General features: G+C 69.7%; 16 protein-coding genes and 1 tRNA gene. 6 read left to right on the top strand and 11 right to left on the bottom strand.

Features of this window, described 5'->3' with window-relative positions:
* Positions 1-28: 28 nt before the first annotated feature.
* Entirely contained in the window at positions 29-328 is a 300-nt protein-coding gene (locus ACWDNU_RS07170) for a hypothetical protein (RefSeq protein ID WP_449668104.1), read from the bottom strand.
* 95 nt (positions 329-423) lie between these two features.
* Here ACWDNU_RS07170 and ACWDNU_RS07165 point away from each other — a divergent pair, with 95 nt between their 5' ends.
* Complete coding sequence (locus tag ACWDNU_RS07165; protein ID WP_449668103.1) at positions 424-870, top strand: GNAT family N-acetyltransferase; 447 nt, start codon at positions 424-426, stop codon at positions 868-870.
* A 280-nt stretch (positions 871-1,150) separates the two neighbouring features.
* On the opposite strand, the gene ACWDNU_RS07160 is transcribed toward ACWDNU_RS07165, so the two are convergent.
* The gene (locus ACWDNU_RS07160; protein WP_449668102.1) at positions 1,151-1,594 is read right to left on the bottom strand and encodes a MarR family winged helix-turn-helix transcriptional regulator; all 444 of its coding nucleotides are present in this window, start codon (positions 1,592-1,594) and stop codon (positions 1,151-1,153) included.
* A gap of 164 nt (positions 1,595-1,758) precedes the next feature.
* On the opposite strand from ACWDNU_RS07160, the gene ACWDNU_RS07155 reads away from it, so the two are divergent.
* The 3 genes from ACWDNU_RS07155 to ACWDNU_RS07145 all read left to right on the top strand — a co-directional run bounded on the left by ACWDNU_RS07155 (position 1,759) and on the right by ACWDNU_RS07145 (position 5,725).
* Positions 1,759-3,036, top strand: a complete 1,278-nt coding sequence (locus ACWDNU_RS07155) for an MFS transporter (protein ID WP_449668101.1) — start codon at positions 1,759-1,761, stop codon at positions 3,034-3,036.
* Positions 3,037-3,352: 316 nt separating this feature from the next.
* Entirely contained in the window at positions 3,353-3,529 is a 177-nt protein-coding gene (locus ACWDNU_RS07150) for a hypothetical protein (protein ID WP_449668100.1), read from the top strand.
* 576 nt (positions 3,530-4,105) lie between these two features.
* A complete protein-coding gene (locus ACWDNU_RS07145) occupies positions 4,106-5,725 on the top strand; it encodes an alpha/beta hydrolase (protein WP_449668099.1) in 1,620 nt (539 codons plus the stop codon).
* Positions 5,726-6,874: 1,149 nt separating this feature from the next.
* Here the strand turns inward: ACWDNU_RS07145 and ACWDNU_RS07140 are convergent.
* A tRNA-Asn gene (locus ACWDNU_RS07140) sits at positions 6,875-6,947 on the bottom strand.
* A gap of 177 nt (positions 6,948-7,124) precedes the next feature.
* On the opposite strand from ACWDNU_RS07140, the gene ACWDNU_RS07135 reads away from it, so the two are divergent.
* A complete protein-coding gene (locus tag ACWDNU_RS07135; RefSeq protein ID WP_116204675.1) occupies positions 7,125-7,304 on the top strand; it encodes a hypothetical protein in 180 nt (59 codons plus the stop codon).
* Positions 7,305-7,339: 35 nt separating this feature from the next.
* Here ACWDNU_RS07135 and ACWDNU_RS07130 read toward each other — a convergent pair whose 3' ends face one another.
* From ACWDNU_RS07130 to dnaG, 4 genes are read right to left on the bottom strand one after another with little or no spacing between them, the layout of a single operon-like run.
* Entirely contained in the window at positions 7,340-7,915 is a 576-nt protein-coding gene (locus tag ACWDNU_RS07130; RefSeq protein WP_449668098.1) for a class I SAM-dependent methyltransferase, read from the bottom strand.
* Complete coding sequence (locus ACWDNU_RS07125; protein WP_449668097.1) at positions 7,915-8,682, bottom strand: trans-aconitate 2-methyltransferase; 768 nt, start codon at positions 8,680-8,682, stop codon at positions 7,915-7,917. The genes ACWDNU_RS07130 and ACWDNU_RS07125 overlap by 1 nt, the downstream gene beginning before the upstream one ends.
* A gap of 52 nt (positions 8,683-8,734) precedes the next feature.
* Complete coding sequence (locus tag ACWDNU_RS07120; RefSeq protein WP_449668096.1) at positions 8,735-9,259, bottom strand: hypothetical protein; 525 nt, start codon at positions 9,257-9,259, stop codon at positions 8,735-8,737.
* A gap of 1 nt (position 9,260) precedes the next feature.
* On the bottom strand, positions 9,261-11,177 hold the full coding sequence (dnaG, locus tag ACWDNU_RS07115) for a DNA primase (protein ID WP_449668095.1): 1,917 nt from the start codon (positions 11,175-11,177) through the stop codon (positions 9,261-9,263).
* A gap of 51 nt (positions 11,178-11,228) precedes the next feature.
* Between dnaG and ACWDNU_RS07110 the strand changes: the two genes are divergently transcribed.
* Positions 11,229-12,170 carry a sigma-70 family RNA polymerase sigma factor gene (locus ACWDNU_RS07110; protein WP_370935708.1) on the top strand — a complete coding sequence of 314 codons (942 nt, stop codon included), beginning with the start codon at positions 11,229-11,231 and terminating at the stop codon, positions 12,168-12,170.
* A gap of 22 nt (positions 12,171-12,192) precedes the next feature.
* Here ACWDNU_RS07110 and ACWDNU_RS07105 read toward each other — a convergent pair whose 3' ends face one another.
* The 4 genes from ACWDNU_RS07105 to ACWDNU_RS07090 all read right to left on the bottom strand — a co-directional run bounded on the left by ACWDNU_RS07105 (position 12,193) and on the right by ACWDNU_RS07090 (position 17,043).
* Positions 12,193-12,759 carry a carboxymuconolactone decarboxylase family protein gene (locus ACWDNU_RS07105; RefSeq protein ID WP_370935707.1) on the bottom strand — a complete coding sequence of 189 codons (567 nt, stop codon included), beginning with the start codon at positions 12,757-12,759 and terminating at the stop codon, positions 12,193-12,195.
* Positions 12,760-12,822: 63 nt separating this feature from the next.
* Positions 12,823-14,556, bottom strand: a complete 1,734-nt coding sequence (locus tag ACWDNU_RS07100; RefSeq protein ID WP_370940710.1) for a glycosyl transferase — start codon at positions 14,554-14,556, stop codon at positions 12,823-12,825.
* A gap of 80 nt (positions 14,557-14,636) precedes the next feature.
* Entirely contained in the window at positions 14,637-15,710 is a 1,074-nt protein-coding gene (locus ACWDNU_RS07095; RefSeq protein WP_449668094.1) for a serpin family protein, read from the bottom strand.
* Between the two features lie 34 nt (positions 15,711-15,744).
* Entirely contained in the window at positions 15,745-17,043 is a 1,299-nt protein-coding gene (locus ACWDNU_RS07090; protein WP_449668093.1) for a deoxyguanosinetriphosphate triphosphohydrolase, read from the bottom strand.
* Positions 17,044-17,058 lie beyond the last annotated feature (15 nt).

Here is a 17,058-nt window from a genome sequence, read left to right as displayed (position 1 = left end):
AAACCGGGCGTCCTCGACGCGAGCGCCGTCAGTTCCGGTCCCAGAGCGCCAGGACGCCTTCGAGGATCTCTTTGCCGCCGGACAAGCCGGAACTGACGCCCAGTGCCGCCTCGCCCGAATCGAAGATCCGGAACATCGCCAAGCAGCGCGAAAAGTCGTCCCGATCCAGCTCTTCCCGGACGTAGTCCGCTTCCGAACGAGTGGCCACCACCAGCACGTCGATGGACTGGCCTATCCCCTCGGCCAGGCGAACCACCCCCGGCCAGGCGATCCCGGACCGGAACGGCACACCTCCGCCGAAGAGTTCCTCCATCCGGTGGCCGAGCACCGAAGAACACTCGCCTCGAACACAGCAGCGGCCCGCGATCGGGCTTGACGGCCGTATGCGATCATCGAGGTGTGCCGCAGTTGGCTTATCTTGAGATGACTGATGCGCGCGAGTTGCGCCCCTCCGCGTCGTCCGCCGACGGACGCTTGAAGCTGATCCCCCTCAACGGCGACGACGTCCGTACGCTGACCCTCGCCGTCGGACGCGACTTTTCCTGGCCGAGCCAGCAATGGGACCACCAGCAGTGGCGTTCCTATCTCGACGACCGGACATTGCGGCATTGGGCCGGCGTGATCGGCGGCGAGGCCATCGGCTTGCTGTCCCTCAATCTTCAGGACGCACCGGAGATCGAGATCGACTCGTTCGGCTTGCTGGCCGAACACATCGGCCAAGGTCTGGGCGGGTTGTTCCTTACCGAGGCGCTCCGGATGACTTGGGCGTTGCCCGCACGGAGAATCTGGCTGCACACCTCCAGCGACGACCATCCCCACGCGCTCGCCAACTACCTCGCACGAGGATTCCGCTCCTTCGACGGACCGTAGGGAAGCCGTCGGCTCCCGTGCGACATCCCCAGCGGTGAAGCGACGGGGACGGACGATTGCCCCATCGCGGCGCCTTCCCGCGTGCGATCCCCGAATCGCAGACAAAACGCGAAGACACCGGACCTCAGGATGCGGCGCAGGACGTCCCCCAGCAGCAACGCGGCGGATACGAGCCGGGCAAGCAGCGAGCAACGCGGGAACCGCCACTGGCCTCGAGGGCAAGATCAGGACTGCGCCGCCGCTCCGCCCTCGATCTCCGCCGGCTCCTGGCACCCCTGGTTCAGGCCGGGTCTTCGAGAGCTTTGACGAGGAGCCGGGACAGCCGTTGGAACTCCTCGGCGTCAGCCCGGCCGAACTTCTCCAGCGCCGGGGTCAGCCGGGCCTCGATCTGGACGAAAGTCTCGTCCACCAGCTTGTGCCCCTTGGCCGTGAGATGGTTGTCCACCACCCGGCCCCTGGCCGGGGAACGCTCCACCAATCCCTCCTCTTGCAGGGTCCGGACGAGACGGCTGACCGCCTGCGGCGTGTGGACCGCGGCGCGCGCGAGTTCCGAGGCGGAGGCTCCGGGCGCCCGTTTCAGCTCCCGCAGCACGGTCCACTGCCCGAGGGTGAGTCCCAGAGGGTGGATGACCTGCTCGATCCGGTCGGCGAAGTGTTGCCGGATGATCCTGGACAGCGCACCGATCTCGATCCCCTGGGGCAGCGGGTCGCCCGGGTTCTTCATGGTTGACAGCGTACCTGCCGCGTTCTACATTGAACCTGAGTTCAATATAGAACCTTTGTTCTATACAAGTCAGCTGCTCGATCGACGGATCAGGCCCGGAGCGGCCAACCCGTGGAGCCGAGCCGGCTTCTGCCCCTGCCCGCGTCCGCATCCGGAGACAGACCATGCCCGCAGCCGCCCGTGCCGCACCCGAGCCGAACGCACGACAGCGAGCCCTGCCCGGCCGGCTGGTCGTCCTGCTGGCCGTTTCCTGCGGGCTGACCGTTGCCAACCTCTACTACGCCCAGCCGCTCCTGGAGATGCTGCGCCGGACCTTCCGGCTCCAGGACTCGACCGCCGGCCTGCTGATCACCCTGACCCAGCTCGGCTACGCCGCCGGCATGGTGTTCCTGGTCCCCCTCGGCGACCGCATCGAGAGCTCCCGCCTGGTTTCCGTCCTGCTCGCTGTCACGGCCCTGGCCATGGCCGCCGGCGGCCTCGCCCCCGCTTTCGCCGTCCTGCTCGTCGCCGCGCTCGTCGCGGGCGCCACCTCCGTCGTCGCACAGGTCCTGGTCCCCTACGCCGCCGACCTCGCCCCCGATCACCTGCGCGGAGCCGTGGTAGGCAAGGTCATGAGCGGACTGCTCGCCGGGATCCTGCTCTCCCGCACCGTCGGCAGCCTGCTCGCGGACGTCGCGGGCTGGCGCGCCGTCTACCTCGTCTCCGCCGCGCTGATGGCGGTCCTGGCCCTGGTCCTGCGCCGCGCGTTGCCCCGCCGGGCCCCCACCAGCACCCATTCCTACGGCGCGCTGCTGCGTTCCACGGCCAGCCTGGTCCGCGTGCATCCTCGGCTGCGCCGCCGGTCCTTCTACCACGCCTGCATGTTCGCCGCCTTCAGCGCGTTCTGGACGACTATCTCTTATGTCCTGGCCGCCGCGCCGTACAACTACTCCCAGCTCCAGATCGGCCTGTTCGCTTTCGTCGGCGCCGCCGGCGCGCTCGTCGCACCTCTCGCGGGCCGCCTCGCCGACCGAGGGCTCGCCCACCGGCTCACTCCCGTGACCTGCCTGCTCGCCTCAGCCACCCTCGCCTGGGCCGGTCTGGCCGCCCAGCAGATCGCCGCGCTCGCCGCCGCCGCGGTCCTCCTCGACTGCGCCGTGCAGTGCTCCCTGATCTTCGGACAGCACATCATCTATCAACTCGACGCGGCCGCCCGCGCCCGAATCACCAGCGTCTACATCGCCACTTTCTTCGTCGGCGGCGCCCTCGGCTCCCAACTCGGCACCCTTGCCTACCACTGGGGCAACTGGCATGCGGTCACCCTGACCGCGGCGGCTTTCCCCGTCGTCGCCGCGCTCGCCTGGACCACCGACCGCACCCACACCAGCAGGAAGCGCGGGGCAGGACGACGCACCCCGAAAATGGACCACCGAAGCCTGCCCCTCTCTCGGAGCGATTCCTGAATCGCAGTCGCGCGTCGCCCGAAATCACACAGTGCGTTTGGTGTCCACGTTTCGGTCATCGTTCACGTGAAGCGGACGCAATCGCGCGGAGCGGCCTTCCCGCCGGGTTAGGACCGATTCAAGGAGTATCCGCTGGCCGTCGAGGCACTCCATCGGCGCATTCCCCCGCGCACGAACGGGAAGCGTGCGCCGATCGGGCTAATTCAGCATGGTTCCAGGAGACCTCCGAGACAAGCGGAGTTCCCCGAGCAGGTTCCGCCGAATCCTTGAATTCCCCTGCTTTCCCACCGCGCTGACGCGCGGAAGGAATACCGAGGTGAGCACCAGTTCGCCCGCTCTTTGTGCGCGGGCACTCGTTCAGCGCACTTTGCCCCGCCTGGCCCAGCCCGCCGATCTCAACCACCAGGGAGACGGTTATTTCCGGCTGATCGACCACACGGCCTGGCTCGCGGCCCTCGAATACGGCAACGACCGACGGCGACCCGCGCGGTGAAACAAAGGGAATTCCCGAGCCCTGTGCGCGAAGCCGGTTTGCCGCACGCCTGCGCGCGGATCGAGCGGGGCCAACACCTCCGTCGAAGTCCGCACCACGATGACCGCTGCCTATTGGTCAGGCTGGGTCGACGATCCCGAAGACCTCGCGACGCCGCCGGCTTCCGCGGAGATGGTGTCCGTGGCGATCGACGTCACCGGAACTCCGCGGGCCGCGAACCCGGTGCCGGGGCCAGGCCGTCGTCGGAGAACCTGTATCCGCACCAGGCCGCGGCTTCCGGCTGTCGCCGCGCCAGCCCGTAACTTCTTCGGCATTCCGCGAGAAACCGGAACTGAGAGCAGCGTCCGCGACCGTGGCCAGACCGTCTTGGCATGCCGCACGACCACGAGCGCTGCGGCATGCCGAGACGGAGATGCGGTACCGGCTGTTCTCCGGACTGCGGCAGCATCGCCGGGACTTCCCGGTACCGATTCGATCGCGGCGCTGTGCGCCACCGACCAACGGCGGTTGTCTCGCCCTGGCCAGCGCTATAGGAATAGCCCGTTCATTGGCGAAAGACCCAAAAGGGGCAACCATATGAGACGACTCCGCTACGCGGTGGTGATCCCGGCGATCGCCGGCACCTTGCTGGCCGGGTTCACGCCCGCCTTCGCGGGCCAGGAGGCTGCCGCAGGCAAGCAGCCGCCGAACCCGGCCGGCATCCCCGCGCAGTACGCGAGCCAAAAGCTGGACTGGCACCCGTGCGCGGTCCCCTCCGAACTGCCGACTCCCCCGCCCGAGGGCGCCAAGGACATGGAGTGCGCGACCTACAAGACGCCGCGCAACTGGTACCAGCCGAACGCCCAGATCGACCTGACCATCGCGGTCAGCCGGCTGAAGGCGACCAAGAACGCGACAGCCAGCGTCGTCACCAACCCGGGCGGCCCGGGAGCTCCCGGGCGCAACTTCCCGGCGCGGCTGCGCAACCAGGCCAAGCTGCGAGAGCACCAGGAGATCGTCGGATTCGACCCGCGCGGCACGGGCAAGAGCACCAACATCACCTGCGGCGGCGCCATCGGCACCGGCTCGGACCTCGACCCGCGCGACCGCAGCAAACAGAACCTGAACCTGATCCTCCAGGCGACGAAATACGCGGCGCTGTCCTGCCAGCAGAAGTCCGGCGAACTGGGCCCGCTGATCAACACCGACCAGACGGTCAAGGACATCGACCTGCTGCGCGTGCTGCTCGGCCGCGACAAGATCAACTGGGTCGGCTACTCGGCGGGCACCTGGATGGGCGCGCACTACGCCCAGGCCTTCCCCGCGCACACCGGCCGGTTCGTCCTCGACTCCGCGACAGAGTTCACCACGACCTGGCAGAAGTCGTTCGACGCGCAACCGCTCGGCTTCGAGCGCCGCTGGCGGCAGGACTTCCTGCCGTGGATGGCGAACTACGACAAGCTCTACCACTTCGGCACCACCGGCGAGGCGGCCCGCCAGACCTACGAGCAGGTCCGGTACGCCCTGACCCAGAACGCGGTCACCCTGCCCGACGGCTCGCACGTGTCGGCCAACGGCCTCGACTCGTTCATCGCGGCGCAGATCTACTCGAAGCGCGCTTTTCCAGGGCTGGCCGACTACCTGGTCAACGTCCGCGCGCTGACCCAAAGCACGACTTCGGCCCAGGCCAAAGCGTCGGCCGCACAGCGGGTCAAGGCCGCCGACAAGAGCACCACGACGTCCGGCCCGCAGCCGCTGATGGTGCCGGCCGACGGTGACTCCTACGACGCGTCGTTCTGGACGATCCCGTGCAACGAAGGCCCGTGGACCGGCTCGCCCCAGAGCGCCGTCAAACAGTCGCAGAAACTGATCGACCGGCAACTGCCGCTGCTCGGCGCCGGCTGGTTCATCCAGCCGTGCCTGTTCTGGAAGAACACCCCCGCCCCGCTGCCGGTGCTCAACGGCAAGGGTGTTCCGCCGGTGCTGATCGTCGAGTCGGAACACGACCCGGCGACGCCCATCGAGGGCGCGCGCCGCGCGCACAAGGCATTCGACAACTCGCGGATGCTGACCATCACCGGCGAAGGCGACCACGGCATCTACGCCGGCGGCAACGCGGGCGTAGACAACGTCGTGGAGGCCTATCTCGTCGACGGCGTCGTGCCGAACGACCAGAACCTCCCCGGCATGCCACTGCCGGCGCCCCCGGGAGCCTGACGCCACAAGGGCCTTTGCGGCCCTTGAGGAATCGGCATTGTCGGCCGGGCACCGGACCCCGCTGCCCGGCCGACGCGCTGCGCCGCCAAGCTGTAACCGTCACTGCTCACTGTTGGCGAACGAGTTATCGGTCGCTGCGGCGACAATGATTAAGTCCGCTGCAAATGCGGTGCGGTGTGTCATCGTTCCGCCCAGCGGCCGGATGCCGGAAATGGCGGCAGCCCAGGATGGAGTCCGAGCGGCCCATTGGACCGACGCTCTGCCACGCGCTAACGGGTCCGGTTATCGCACGCCCCGCGTCGCCGAGGCAGCCACGCCCAGGATTCCGTCTTCACCTGAGCCACCGGCGCGTTCCTCCCACTCCCCCAGCTACGCGGACCTCCGTCCGCGCCGACCGTGCAAGTCACTCCCGAGGAGGCTTGCAGGGTCCGGGCTTGGTGTCGGCCGATAGTTCGACGAGGACTGGCCAAAGGGCCAGCCGCCCTGTTCCCGCAGGTCAGGAACATCCGTCCAACGCGACCCCCGCGGCACAGAGCAGCGCCCGCAACACGTGCGACCCACTGAACAACAACTCACCGGAAGCGCCACCTCGAACTACTTCCGGAGGTTCTTCGCAGAATGCAGTCAAGCAGGCTCTTCTCCGCCCCTTCGCCATTCCTATCAGCGCGGGGAAGAAGGCTCCGACGACAATTAAGTTATACTCTCGCATCCTTAGCTCGATCATCGAAGCCGCAATGCACAAGTCGGCACCCGATCGCGGTTCACCACACGATTGACGTCCGCTGCTTCATCGCGTCTCTGCCGATGGCTCTCTTTAGCCCTGCGACGTTTCGTCGGCAGCTACGTTGATCGGCTCAACCGAAAAACGAACTCGGCGGCCGCGCGGCCCGAACCGCGCGGCGACGCGCCCAGAACACGGCTGCCACAGGCATTGCATGCGCGCGTCGAGCGACGAATCGACATGTCGAGCGAGGGCCGACCACACCAGGATCGACAGCGGCCAATCCGGCGGCGCCGCTCCGAACTGCCACGGGCTCAGCGAACCACCGACGGCCCGACAGCCGACCGCTTGGACGACCGTCACAATCGACACTCAATCGCCCCTACTTACAGGCAGCAAAAAAGCCCAGGTCGCTGACCTGGGCTTTGCTCCCCCGCTTGGACTCGAACCAAGAACCCTCCGGTTAACAGCCGAATGCTCTGCCAGTTGAGCTACAGGGGATCGTGCTCCGCCGGTCCGGATCTCTCCGGGCTGACAGGAAGAACTTTAGCCCATGCCGTTCCGGCCTCGCACAGGGGGGTGGGTCTTGCGGGCAGACGGAGGGAACCCCGCACGGAAGGCGGTTGTGTTGGACAATGGACAGTCGGAAGTCCTGCTGAGAAAGAGGTGTGGCCGCCGATGAAGAAGTTCCTGCTGGGCGTGGGCCTGGGGTACGTGCTGGGCACCAAGGCCGGCCGGGGACGGTACGAGCAGATCGTGCGCACCTACCGCAAGCTGGTCGACCATCCGATGGTCCAGGGTGCGGCGGGGGTGGCGCGGGCGAAGCTCGGCGAGAAGTTCGGGCGTGGGAACGGCTGAGGCAGCACCCAGCAAACCCTCAGCAAAACCCCAGCTCAGGACGGTTTTCGCCAGGTGAGCGAGTACCGGCGCAGTACGTGTCGCCGGTATCGCACGCCTGGCAGCAACCGTTGCGCGGTCGTGCGCACCTCGCGGTAGCTCATCTGCGGCTGCATGGCTGGCATACCGTCTGGGCCGTGTGCTCGACGCAGCGTCTTCACGATGCGCACGACCGGTGCGGCTGCGATCGTCGCTGCCCAGTCGGTCACGCTCGCGTCGCGGGCCAGGCCGACCACTACCAGCACGCCGCCTGGGTTCAGCATGTCTCGCATGCGGGCGAGGGCTGCCTCGAAGTCCAGGTGGTGGATGGTGGCCACCGAGCAGATGAAGTCGTACGTGCCGAGGTCAGCGGAGAGAAAGTCGCCCTCGACGAAGGTGTCCGAGGACAGCGAGCGGGCCTGAGCGATCATCTCCGGCGACTTGTCGATCCCGGTGACCGAAGGCACTGCGGACGCCAGTTTCCGCACCAGCAGGCCGTCTCCGCAGCCGACGTCCAGGGCGGTCGCGCATCCGGCGGACACGGCGCGGAGGATGCCTGGATGGCGGGCGACGTTCGTGTTCCAGTACGACATCAGCCCGGGATCTTAGCGACGACGAAGATCCGCCGGAATTCGAACCAGGTCGTGCCATCGGGACGGGGCGGGTAGGCCTCGTCCAGGAGCGGGGCGAGGTCATCTTGAAAGGAAGCCCAGTCGTCGTCGCCTAGAGCCGCGCGGATGGGGCGGAGCGCGGTGCCGGTGATCCATTCCAGGACCGCTCGAGGGCCGGAAAGTTGTTGTACGTACGTGGTTTCCCAGGCGTCGACCAGGCATCCGGCGTCAGCGAGGAGGTCCGCGTAGTCGCGGGGTTCGCCGACTGCGTCTTCGGCTCGCAGCGACACAGACGACAGCCGTGCGGCCCAGGCAGGCGAGGCGGCTAGCTGGCGGCTGATGGCGTGCGACGGGGCGGAGAAGTTGCCGGGCACCTGCACCGCCAGGACCGCTCCGGCGGGGAGTTCCGCGGCCCAGCGGCGCAGCAGGTCCTGGTGGCCGGGCACCCATTGCAGGACCGCGTTCGAGACGACCACGTCGGTGTCCGGTTTCGGCGTCCACGTCCGGACGTCGCCGACCTCGGCGGCCACCCCGCGTTCGCGCGCCGCGGCGACCATCTCCGGCGAGCTGTCCATCGCTTCCAGGACCGCGTCGGGCCAGCGGAGCGCCAAGTCGAGGGTCAGGGTGCCAGGGCCGCAGCCCAGGTCGACCACCCGGCGGGGCGCATCGGCCGAGATTCGCCCGATCAGGTCGTAGAACGGCCGGCCGCGCAGGTCGGAGTAGTCGAGGTACTTCGCCGGATCCCACATGAGCAACCTCCCGCCGAGCAACAGTACAGTCGTACTGAGTACGAGCGTACTGCTACTCGCCGAGGTTGGCCAGCTTCTCCGCGACCTCCGCCGCGACCGCCTCGACCAGCGCGGGATCGGTGCCCGGATCGGGGCGGACCTGCAGTTCCACGCCGTCGCGGCCGGGGACCTTGCGCTGCACGAACCACGCGCCGCCCTCGGGGAACTCGTGCCGGTGCCGTCCGCGCACCGAGCCGTCGACGCGCAGGCGCACCTGCTGCGGCACCTTCCCCGGCTGCGGCAGCCGGAACCGCACCGGCTCGCGGTCGGCCAGCACCGCGACCGCGCCCGCCCGCCCGGTCTCCTCCGATTCGGTCAGCGTGAACACGCCGTCGCCCCAGGTCGCCTTGCCCACCAAGTGCCAGCCGACCCGGCGCGTCGTGCCGTCGCCGGTCGGGATCCACAGGCCCAGCGACGTCACGACCAGGTGCCCGCCGCCTTCGACCGCCGCCGCGGCGACCGGATCCTCGCCCTGGTCCAGCTCACCGGGGAACCCCGCGGGCAGCCCGCCGCCGAAGAACCGGTTCAGCAGTCCCACGTCACTCCCACCCGCTCGCCGCCTGCTCGCGCAGCGACTTCCGGTACTGCTCCAGCGCGACCAGGTCGCCGAACAGCGCGCGGTAGTCATCCGGGGCCTCGACCGGCGACAGCCGCTGCAGCTTCGACTTGATTTCGCCGATCTGCCTGCCGACGAGGTTCTCCTGCACGCCCGCGAGCACGCCGGAGATGTAGCGCGAGTCCACTTCTCCCAAGGCGCGCAACGGTTCCACCGCCAGTTCGCTGAGCACCCGGCGGACCGTCCCTTCCGGACAGTGCGCCGACGCGGCGTCCAGCAGCGCGGGCCCGGTGAGCCCGGAGGCCGCCCCGCCCGCCTTCAGCACGGCCAGGTGCACCGCGATGTACACCGGATGCGTGAACGCCTCTTCCGGCAGCGAGTCGTACTCCGGACCGGCGATCGCGGGCTGCTGCAGCGCGGCCTTGAGCGCCTCGCGCTGCCCGACGAACCTCGGGTCGTTCGGCGCGGGACGCGGCAGGTCCTGCTTCTCCGGCTCGGGCGCCGGGGTCTCCTCCCGCCGGGCCGCGCCCCGCCGCAGCTGCGGTTCGGCCGGTCCGCGCCGGGACGCCGCTCCGGCCGCGCCGCGCACCCGGTTGACCACCTGCGCGACGTCCTGCCAGCCGACCCACCAGGCGAGCTTGGACGCGTAACCGTCCCGGCTGGCCCGGTCCTTGATCGCGGCGACCATCGGGACGGTCTTCTGCAGCGCGGAAACCTGGCCGTCGACCGAATCCAGGTCGAACTGCTTGAGCATGCTCTTGATCACGAACTCGAACAGCGGCGTGCGCCGGGCCACCAGGTCGCGCACCGCGGTGTCGCCCTTCGCGATGCGCAGCTCGCACGGGTCCATCCCGTCCGGCGCGACCGCGATGTAGGTCTGCCCGGCGAACGTCTGGTCGCCCTCGAACGCCTTGAGCGCCGCCTTCTGCCCCGCCTCGTCGCCGTCGAAGGTGAAGATCACTTCGCCGCGGAAGGCGTCGTCGTCCATCATCAGCCGGCGCAGGACCTTCATGTGGTCCTCGCCGAACGCGGTGCCCGAGGACGCGACCGCCGTCGGCACGCCTGCCGCGTGCATCGCCATCACGTCGGTGTAGCCCTCGACCACCACGACCTGGTGTCGTTTCGCGATCTCGCGTTTGGCCTGGTCGAGGCCGAACATGACCTGCGACTTCTTGTAGATCTGCGTTTCGGAGGTGTTGAGGTACTTCGCCGAGATCCGGTCGTCGTCGAACAGCCGCCGGGCGCCGAAGCCGACCACGTCGTTGCCGACGTCGCGGATCGGCCACACCAGCCGCCGGTGGAACCGGTCCATCGGGCCGCGCTGGCCCTCCTTCGACAGACCGGACGCGAGCAGCTCCTTCACCTCGAACCCGCGGTTGAGCAGGTGTTTGGTGAGCTTGTCCCAGCCGCCGGGCGCGAACCCGCAGCCGAACTGCTTGGCCGCCGCGGCGTCGAAACCGCGCTCGGTCAGGAAGTCCCGCGCCGCCCGCGCCTCGTCGGTGCCCAGTTGCTCGATGTAGAACTCGGACGCCGCGCGGTGCGCCTCGATCAGCCGTGACCGGGTGCCGCGGTCGCGCTGCACCGACGCGCCGCCGCCCTCGTAGGTCAGCCGGATCCCGACGCGGTCGGCGAGCCGCTCGACCGCCTCCACGAACGACACGAGGTCGATCTTCTGAATGAACTTGATGACGTCGCCGCCCTCGCCACAGCCGAAGCAGTGGAAGGTCCCGTGAGTGGGGCGCACGTTGAACGACGGGGTCTTCTCGTTGTGGAACGGGCACAGGCCCTTCAGGCTGCCCCCGCCGGCACGGCGCAGCGCGACGTACTCCCCCACGACCTCGTCGATCCGGTTGCGCTCACGCACCTCCGCGATATCGCTCTCCCGAATCCGTCCTGCCACGGGAACCACAATAGTTCTCCCTCCCCCCGCGCCGTGCGGCACACTCGGGACATGAGCACCACGACCGCGCTGGAGGAGTTCGCCGCCGAGTTCGACGCCCACCGCCCGCACCTGATCGCCGCGGCCTACCGGCTCACCGGCACCCGCGCGGACGCCGAGGACGCGACGCAGGAGGCCTGGCTGCGGCTGTCCGGGCTCGACGACGCGGGCCGCGCCGGGATCCGCGACCTGCGCGGCTGGCTGACCGCGGTGGTCGGGCGGATCTGCCTCGACCGGCTGCGGTCGGCGGCGGTGCGGCGCGAGAAGTACGTGGGCGAATGGCTGCCCGAGCCGATCGTGACGCCGTTCGGCGTGCCCGCGAGCGAGGACCCGCTCGAAGTAGCGGTGCGCGACGACGGCCTGCGCATGGCCGCGATGGTGGTGCTCGACCGGCTCACGCCGGAGCAGCGCGTGGCGTTCGTGCTGCACGACGCGTTCGCGGTGCCGTTCGCGGAGATCGCCGACGCGCTGGGCTGCAGCCCGGCGACCGCGCGCCAGCACGCCTCCCGCGGCCGCCGTGCGGTCGAAGACTCCGATCCGCCCGCCCGGCTCGAACTGGCGGAGCAGCAGCCGGTGCTGGAGAAGTTCGTGGTCGCGCTGCTGGCGGGCGACATCCGCGCGGTCACCGAGCTGCTGCACCCGGACGTGGTCCTGATCGGCGATTCCAACGGCCGCTCGCGCACCAGCCGCCGCATGATCGTCGGGCAGGACAAGGTCGCCCGCTTCGTGCTCGGCGTACTGGCGAAGTACGCGCCGGGCACGATGGACAACGGGCGACCGGTGCTCGTCAACGGCGACCTCGGCCTGTGGCTGCCGCAACTGCCCGCGGTCGACGGCTACCTCGCCCTCGACGAGCGCGTGCAGACGTTCAGCGTGCGCGACGGCCGCATCGTCGGCGTCTACGACCAGGTCAACCCGGAGAAGCTCACCCGGATCACCCGGCCGGAGCAGTGACGCCCCCGGCCGGGCCGGGCGGTCACGGGATCGGCACGCGGCAGGCGTCTCCTGAGGTGAAGCCCTGGTCGACGATGCCGAGCGCGCTGTTCATCCGCGCCCGCGAGTTCTCCAGGCCGATCTGATAGGTCAGCTCGACCACGCCCTTCTCGCCGAATTCGGCCACCAGCTCGGCGATCTGCTCGTCGGTGACCGTGACGGCCGGGCCGGACATCGCGTCCGCGAGCGCGAGCGCCAGCCGCTCCTGGCGGGTGAACAGCGGCGACGTCGCGTACTCGTCGATGTGCTTGAGCCGGTCGATGTCGAGGCCGTCGTGCCGCTGCAGCATCGTGCCGAAGTCGACGCACCACGAGCAGCCGATCTGGGTCGCGACGCGGTACACGGCGAGTTCCCGCACTCCTGTGGGCAGGTGCTTCGACGCCTTCTCCGCCATCAGCTCGTGCGCGATGCTGGTCCGCAGCAGCCCGCGGTGGTGCGCCACGACGGCCATCGGCTCCGGCACCGCGCCGTACCGCTTCCCGGCGATCCGGTAGAAGAGCTTCAGCACCGGGCCGCCGTCAGTGGCTCGTTTGACCGGGATACGAGGCATGTCGGGTCCTCCTTCTGAGTGGTTCGAGGGAGGAACGGGACAGCCGCGCGGGATGTGACAGCGTCAGCGATGCCCGGTGATCGGGCGCACATCCCAGACCCACACGCCGTCCACGAACTGCCCGGGTTTGCGCAGCAGGAGGTCGACTGTGGTGCGGTAGGCGTCGCTGTGCTCGCGCGGGATCAGCACGAGCACGCTGGCGTTCCAGTAGCGCAGATCCTCGATCGCCTGGTCCCGGTCGGCATCGGTGATCGGCTGCGCCTGTTTGGAGTCCCGGACCCGGTCGAACAGCGTCGAGGTCGGCCGCTGGTAGGAGCCGTAGCGGCCGCGTTTGTCGTTCGGGCCCTGCGGACCGACGAAGTAGCCCTCCGGCATCGCGTACTGCAGACCGGCGTCCATCTGCCAGTGCAGCGGTTCCGACTCCCCCGAACTCGGCAGCGGCACCGGCACGACGGTCCCGCCGGGCGCGACGTACATCTGCCAGGTGCCGTCGGCGAAGAACGCGGGCGTCGGCGGGCGTTTCTGCACGAGCAGCTGGGTCGGTGCGACCGGCAGCAGCACGGCCGCGACCGCGCCGATCCAGATCAGCCGCACCGGCAGCTTCAGCTCGCCCTTCCCGGCCGCGGTGAACACGCGATCAGTGGCGATCGCCAGCAGCGCGCCGATCGCGGGCACGCACGCCATCGCCAGCCGCGATTCCAGCAGCGATTCGAACAACGGCAGGTCCGCCAGCAGTTTCCACGGGCCGGGCACGCCGGTGTTCTCGTGCAGCACGGTGATTTCGGAGCCGAGCGAGAGCCAGGCCATCAGGAACATCGAGATCGCCAGCGAACGGGCCACGACCTCGCGCCACAGCCACGCGGTGACCACAACCATCAGCACGATCAGCGGCCAGCCGAAGAACGCGTTCTCCTCGGTGCGGTTCAGCGACACCGCGGCCGCCGCCTCCGGCTGCCCGGACACCGACTGCGTCGCGAACCGGGTCATCGCGGCGGTGTCGTTGCCGACCTGGCCGTGCTCCAGCCCGGTGTAGCTGTCCGGGCCGAAGAACTGCCACCACAACGGGAACGCGACGACCACCAGCGTCAGCACCACCGCGATGCCGCCGCCGAGCAGCACCGGCCGCACCATCGCCCTGACCTCGCGCCGCCGCGAAACGCAATACGCGACCGCGAAGATCAGGAAGCCGAGCGCGAAGATCAGCAGCGGCTCTTCGCCGAGGAAAATCTGGTACGCGGTGAGTACGCCGAGCCAGATCCCGTTGCGCACCGGGCGCTGGCCCTGGGCCAGCTGGATCACCTTGAGCGCGATGAACGGCAGCAGGAACCATGCGACGAAGTTCGGATGCGCGTTGGCGTGCGAGATCATCGGCGGCGCGAATCCGGCGAACGCGCCGCCGATCGCCGCGGACACCCGGTGCCGCACGAGATGCCGCGAGAACACCCAGTACCAGGCCGCCGCGCTGCCGGCGAGGCTGCCGGTGAGCGCGATCGCCCAGGTGGCCGTCGGGCCGAAGACGAGCGTGATCGGGGTCAGCGGGATACCCAGGCCCAGCATGGCCGTGTTGGCCATCATGTTCACGCCGAGCGGGTAGTTCTGCAGCCCGCTGGTGAGCGGGTTCTCCAGGTGCTGCACCGATTTCGCGGTGACCGCGAAGAACCATTCCCACAGGTTCTGGTCCGACGCGCTGTTCCACAGGTAGCCCTGGCCGAGGTCGGCCCACAGGCCGCCGAACAGGAGCACGGAGAACGCCAGGTACGCGCCGATGATCCCGGCGTCGGCCCAGGACCGGCGCATCCGCGGTTCGGCGGCGGCGACAGCGGCCGCGCCGGGTTCGCGAGGCGGTGCTTCGGGGTTTGCTTCGGGCCGGAACACGCTCACGCGGGGCGCACCACCCGGGCGAAGAAGTAGACCGCACCGGTTTCGGCATGGCGAACCAGCAGCAGGAACGGCCGGTCGACCCGGACTTCGAGCGGGTCGCCGGCGATGAGCGACAGAGTGCGCATCTGGATCGCGGTGGCCGCGGCGCCTTCGAGGCCTTGTTCGTCCAGCCGCAGTACGGCCTGGTGCAGGATGCTGTCCACCCACAGCGGACGGTCCGGCGTGAGACCGGTGAGGTCCGCGTCCGGGGTGAACAGTTCGCGGACGCCGAGGCCCTGCAACGCCCGTTCGAGGTCCGCGCGCACGTCGAGCGAGATCTTGGGCAGCGAGAGCTGGATCTTCTGCTGCTTCGGGCTTTCGAGCAGCCCGCGCAGCGCTTGCGTGTCGAGCGCGGCTTCGGCGCTGTCGAGGTCGCCGTCCGGCAGCAGGATCACCGTCTCGACGCCGCCCTCGGCCGTCAGCCGGACGACCTGCCAGCCGTTTTCGTGCGCGTAGCCGACGGATTCGTCCAGGTGCATCGTCGGCACCTGACGCGCGCCGTCGGGAGTGTGGAAGTCGGCGTCCGCCGTGGCGTGCTCCGGGAACGGGTGTCGCCAGGCGGTTTTCAGGTAGAGCGCGTTGACCAGGCTGGCACGCGTGTTCGGGTGGATCGCGCCCTCGGGCAGCAGCTCCGGGATCAGCCCGTGAGTGGTCTGGTCCACGTCGGCGTTGATCCGCTCGCGCGCGCCCTCGGGGTCGGTTTTGAACGGCGCGGTCTCGGCTTTGCCGCCGGGCCAGCGCACGAGTGCGGCCTGGAAGCTGTCCTCGACGGTGATCAGATCCGAGGTCCAGAGCGTGTTCGCGACGGCCAGCTGCGCCTTGTCGCCCAGCTCGGCCGCGGCGTGCAGCAGCCCGCTCTGGTCGCGGCCGAGCACGGCGGCCAGTTCTTCCGCGGTGCGTCCGCGCGCGGCCTGTTCGGCTAGACCGAGCGCGCTCGCCGCCGAGTAGGGCGAGAAGCACGCGTCAGTTCCCGGGGTCGCGGTCGCACCGTGCAACGCCAGGGTGAAGGTGAGGTGGCTGTCCAGGGCCATGCGGCGACCGTACCGGAACGGGTGGTTCCGCGGCTCACGGTTCGGCAGGCGGCGCCGTTCCGTGCCGTCCGGTGTGCCATCGATGCCATTCGTACGCCTGCGCGTCGGTGAGCGATGCCACCTGGTCCACCACTACTCGCAACCGCGCCGCGTCGTCCGCGGCCGCGTCCCACGCCGGCACCAGCAACGGGTCCAGCGCCTCGGGCGCGCGCCGGCACAACGCCGCCACCAGCTCGGTGATGACCTCCCGCTGCCCGTCCTGCATCGCCAGCCGGCGGCGATCGCTCATCACGTACCGCAGCGCCAGCGCCTTGAGCAGCGCCACCTCCGCCCCGACCTGCTCCGGCACCGCCAGCCGCGCCGCGTACCGGGTGAGCGGACCCTCGCCGTAGCCCGCGCGGGTGCCGGTGACCGCGGCCGAGGCGAACCGGCCGACGAGTTCGCTGGTGAGCCGCTTGAGCGCGACCTGCGCGCGCAGCGAACCGTCCGGCTCCGCGCGCACCAGCTCGGCGACCACCGGCAGGTCGAGCAGTTCCTTCGCCGCACCCTCCAAAGTGGACACCGAGAGCGTGGAGAAATGCCGGGACGCGGCCTCGGCGACCGCCGCGCGTTCCTCCGGATCGGCCAGCAGCCGCAACCGGATCCGGCCGGCGAGCACCCCGTCCTCGACGTCGTGCACCGAATAGGCCACGTCGTCCGCCCAGTCCATGATCTGCGCTTCCAGGCACCGGCGCAGGCCCGGCGCGCCCTCGCGGATCCAGCCGAACACCGTGATGTCGTCCGGGTACACGCCGTATTTCGGCTCCCCGGACCGGCGCGGCCACGGGTACTTCGTGGCGGCGTCGAGACACGCCCGGGTGAGGTTCAGCCCGGCCGTCGCGCCGTCCGGGCCGACCGCCTTGGGCTCCAGCCGGGTGAGGATGCGCAGCGTCTGCGCGTTGCCCTCGAATCCGCCGCAGGCTTGCGCCGCCTGGTCGAGCGCGCGTTCGCCGTTGTGGCCGAACGGCGGGTGCCCGATGTCGTGCGCCAGCCCCGCGGTGTCGACCAGGTCCGGGTCGGCGCCCAGCTCCTCGGCGATGCCGCGGCCGATCTGCGCGACCTCCAGCGAATGCGTGAGCCGCGTCCGCGGCGCGCCGCTGACCTCCGCGCCCTCGCCGGGGCCGACCACCTGGGTTTTGCCCGCCAGCCTGCGCAACGCGGCGGAATGCAGCACCCGCGCGCGGTCGCGGGCGAACGCGCTGCGCCCGTCCGGCCGCGCGCCGGACAGCGCCGCGCCCTTGGGTTCCTCGGCCAGCACGCGGGCGCGGTCGTGCTCGCGGTAGCCGTCACTCACCCCGTCAGCTTAGGC

It is taken from the genome of Amycolatopsis sp. NPDC003676 (assembly GCF_053587275.1).
The sequence above is the reverse complement of the archived record's forward strand: the minus strand, read 5'-3'. Positions and strand labels throughout refer to the sequence as shown.

What these genes read in the sequence shown, in the direction of transcription:
- ACWDNU_RS07165 (WP_449668103.1), top strand. Translation starts at nt 424, where the DNA reads ATGACTGATGCGCGCGAGTTGCGCCCCTCCGCGTCGTCCGCCGACGGA.
- ACWDNU_RS07160 (WP_449668102.1), bottom strand. Translation starts at nt 1,594, where the DNA reads ATGAAGAACCCGGGCGACCCGCTGCCCCAGGGGATCGAGATCGGTGCG.
- ACWDNU_RS07155 (WP_449668101.1), top strand. Translation starts at nt 1,759, where the DNA reads ATGCCCGCAGCCGCCCGTGCCGCACCCGAGCCGAACGCACGACAGCGA.
- ACWDNU_RS07145 (WP_449668099.1), top strand. Translation starts at nt 4,106, where the DNA reads ATGAGACGACTCCGCTACGCGGTGGTGATCCCGGCGATCGCCGGCACC.
- ACWDNU_RS07135 (WP_116204675.1), top strand. Translation starts at nt 7,125, where the DNA reads ATGAAGAAGTTCCTGCTGGGCGTGGGCCTGGGGTACGTGCTGGGCACC.
- ACWDNU_RS07130 (WP_449668098.1), bottom strand. Translation starts at nt 7,915, where the DNA reads ATGTCGTACTGGAACACGAACGTCGCCCGCCATCCAGGCATCCTCCGC.
- ACWDNU_RS07125 (WP_449668097.1), bottom strand. Translation starts at nt 8,682, where the DNA reads ATGTGGGATCCGGCGAAGTACCTCGACTACTCCGACCTGCGCGGCCGG.
- ACWDNU_RS07110 (WP_370935708.1), top strand. Translation starts at nt 11,229, where the DNA reads ATGAGCACCACGACCGCGCTGGAGGAGTTCGCCGCCGAGTTCGACGCC.
- ACWDNU_RS07105 (WP_370935707.1), bottom strand. Translation starts at nt 12,759, where the DNA reads ATGCCTCGTATCCCGGTCAAACGAGCCACTGACGGCGGCCCGGTGCTG.
- ACWDNU_RS07100 (WP_370940710.1), bottom strand. Translation starts at nt 14,556, where the DNA reads ATGCGCCGGTCCTGGGCCGACGCCGGGATCATCGGCGCGTACCTGGCG.
- ACWDNU_RS07095 (WP_449668094.1), bottom strand. Translation starts at nt 15,710, where the DNA reads ATGGCCCTGGACAGCCACCTCACCTTCACCCTGGCGTTGCACGGTGCG.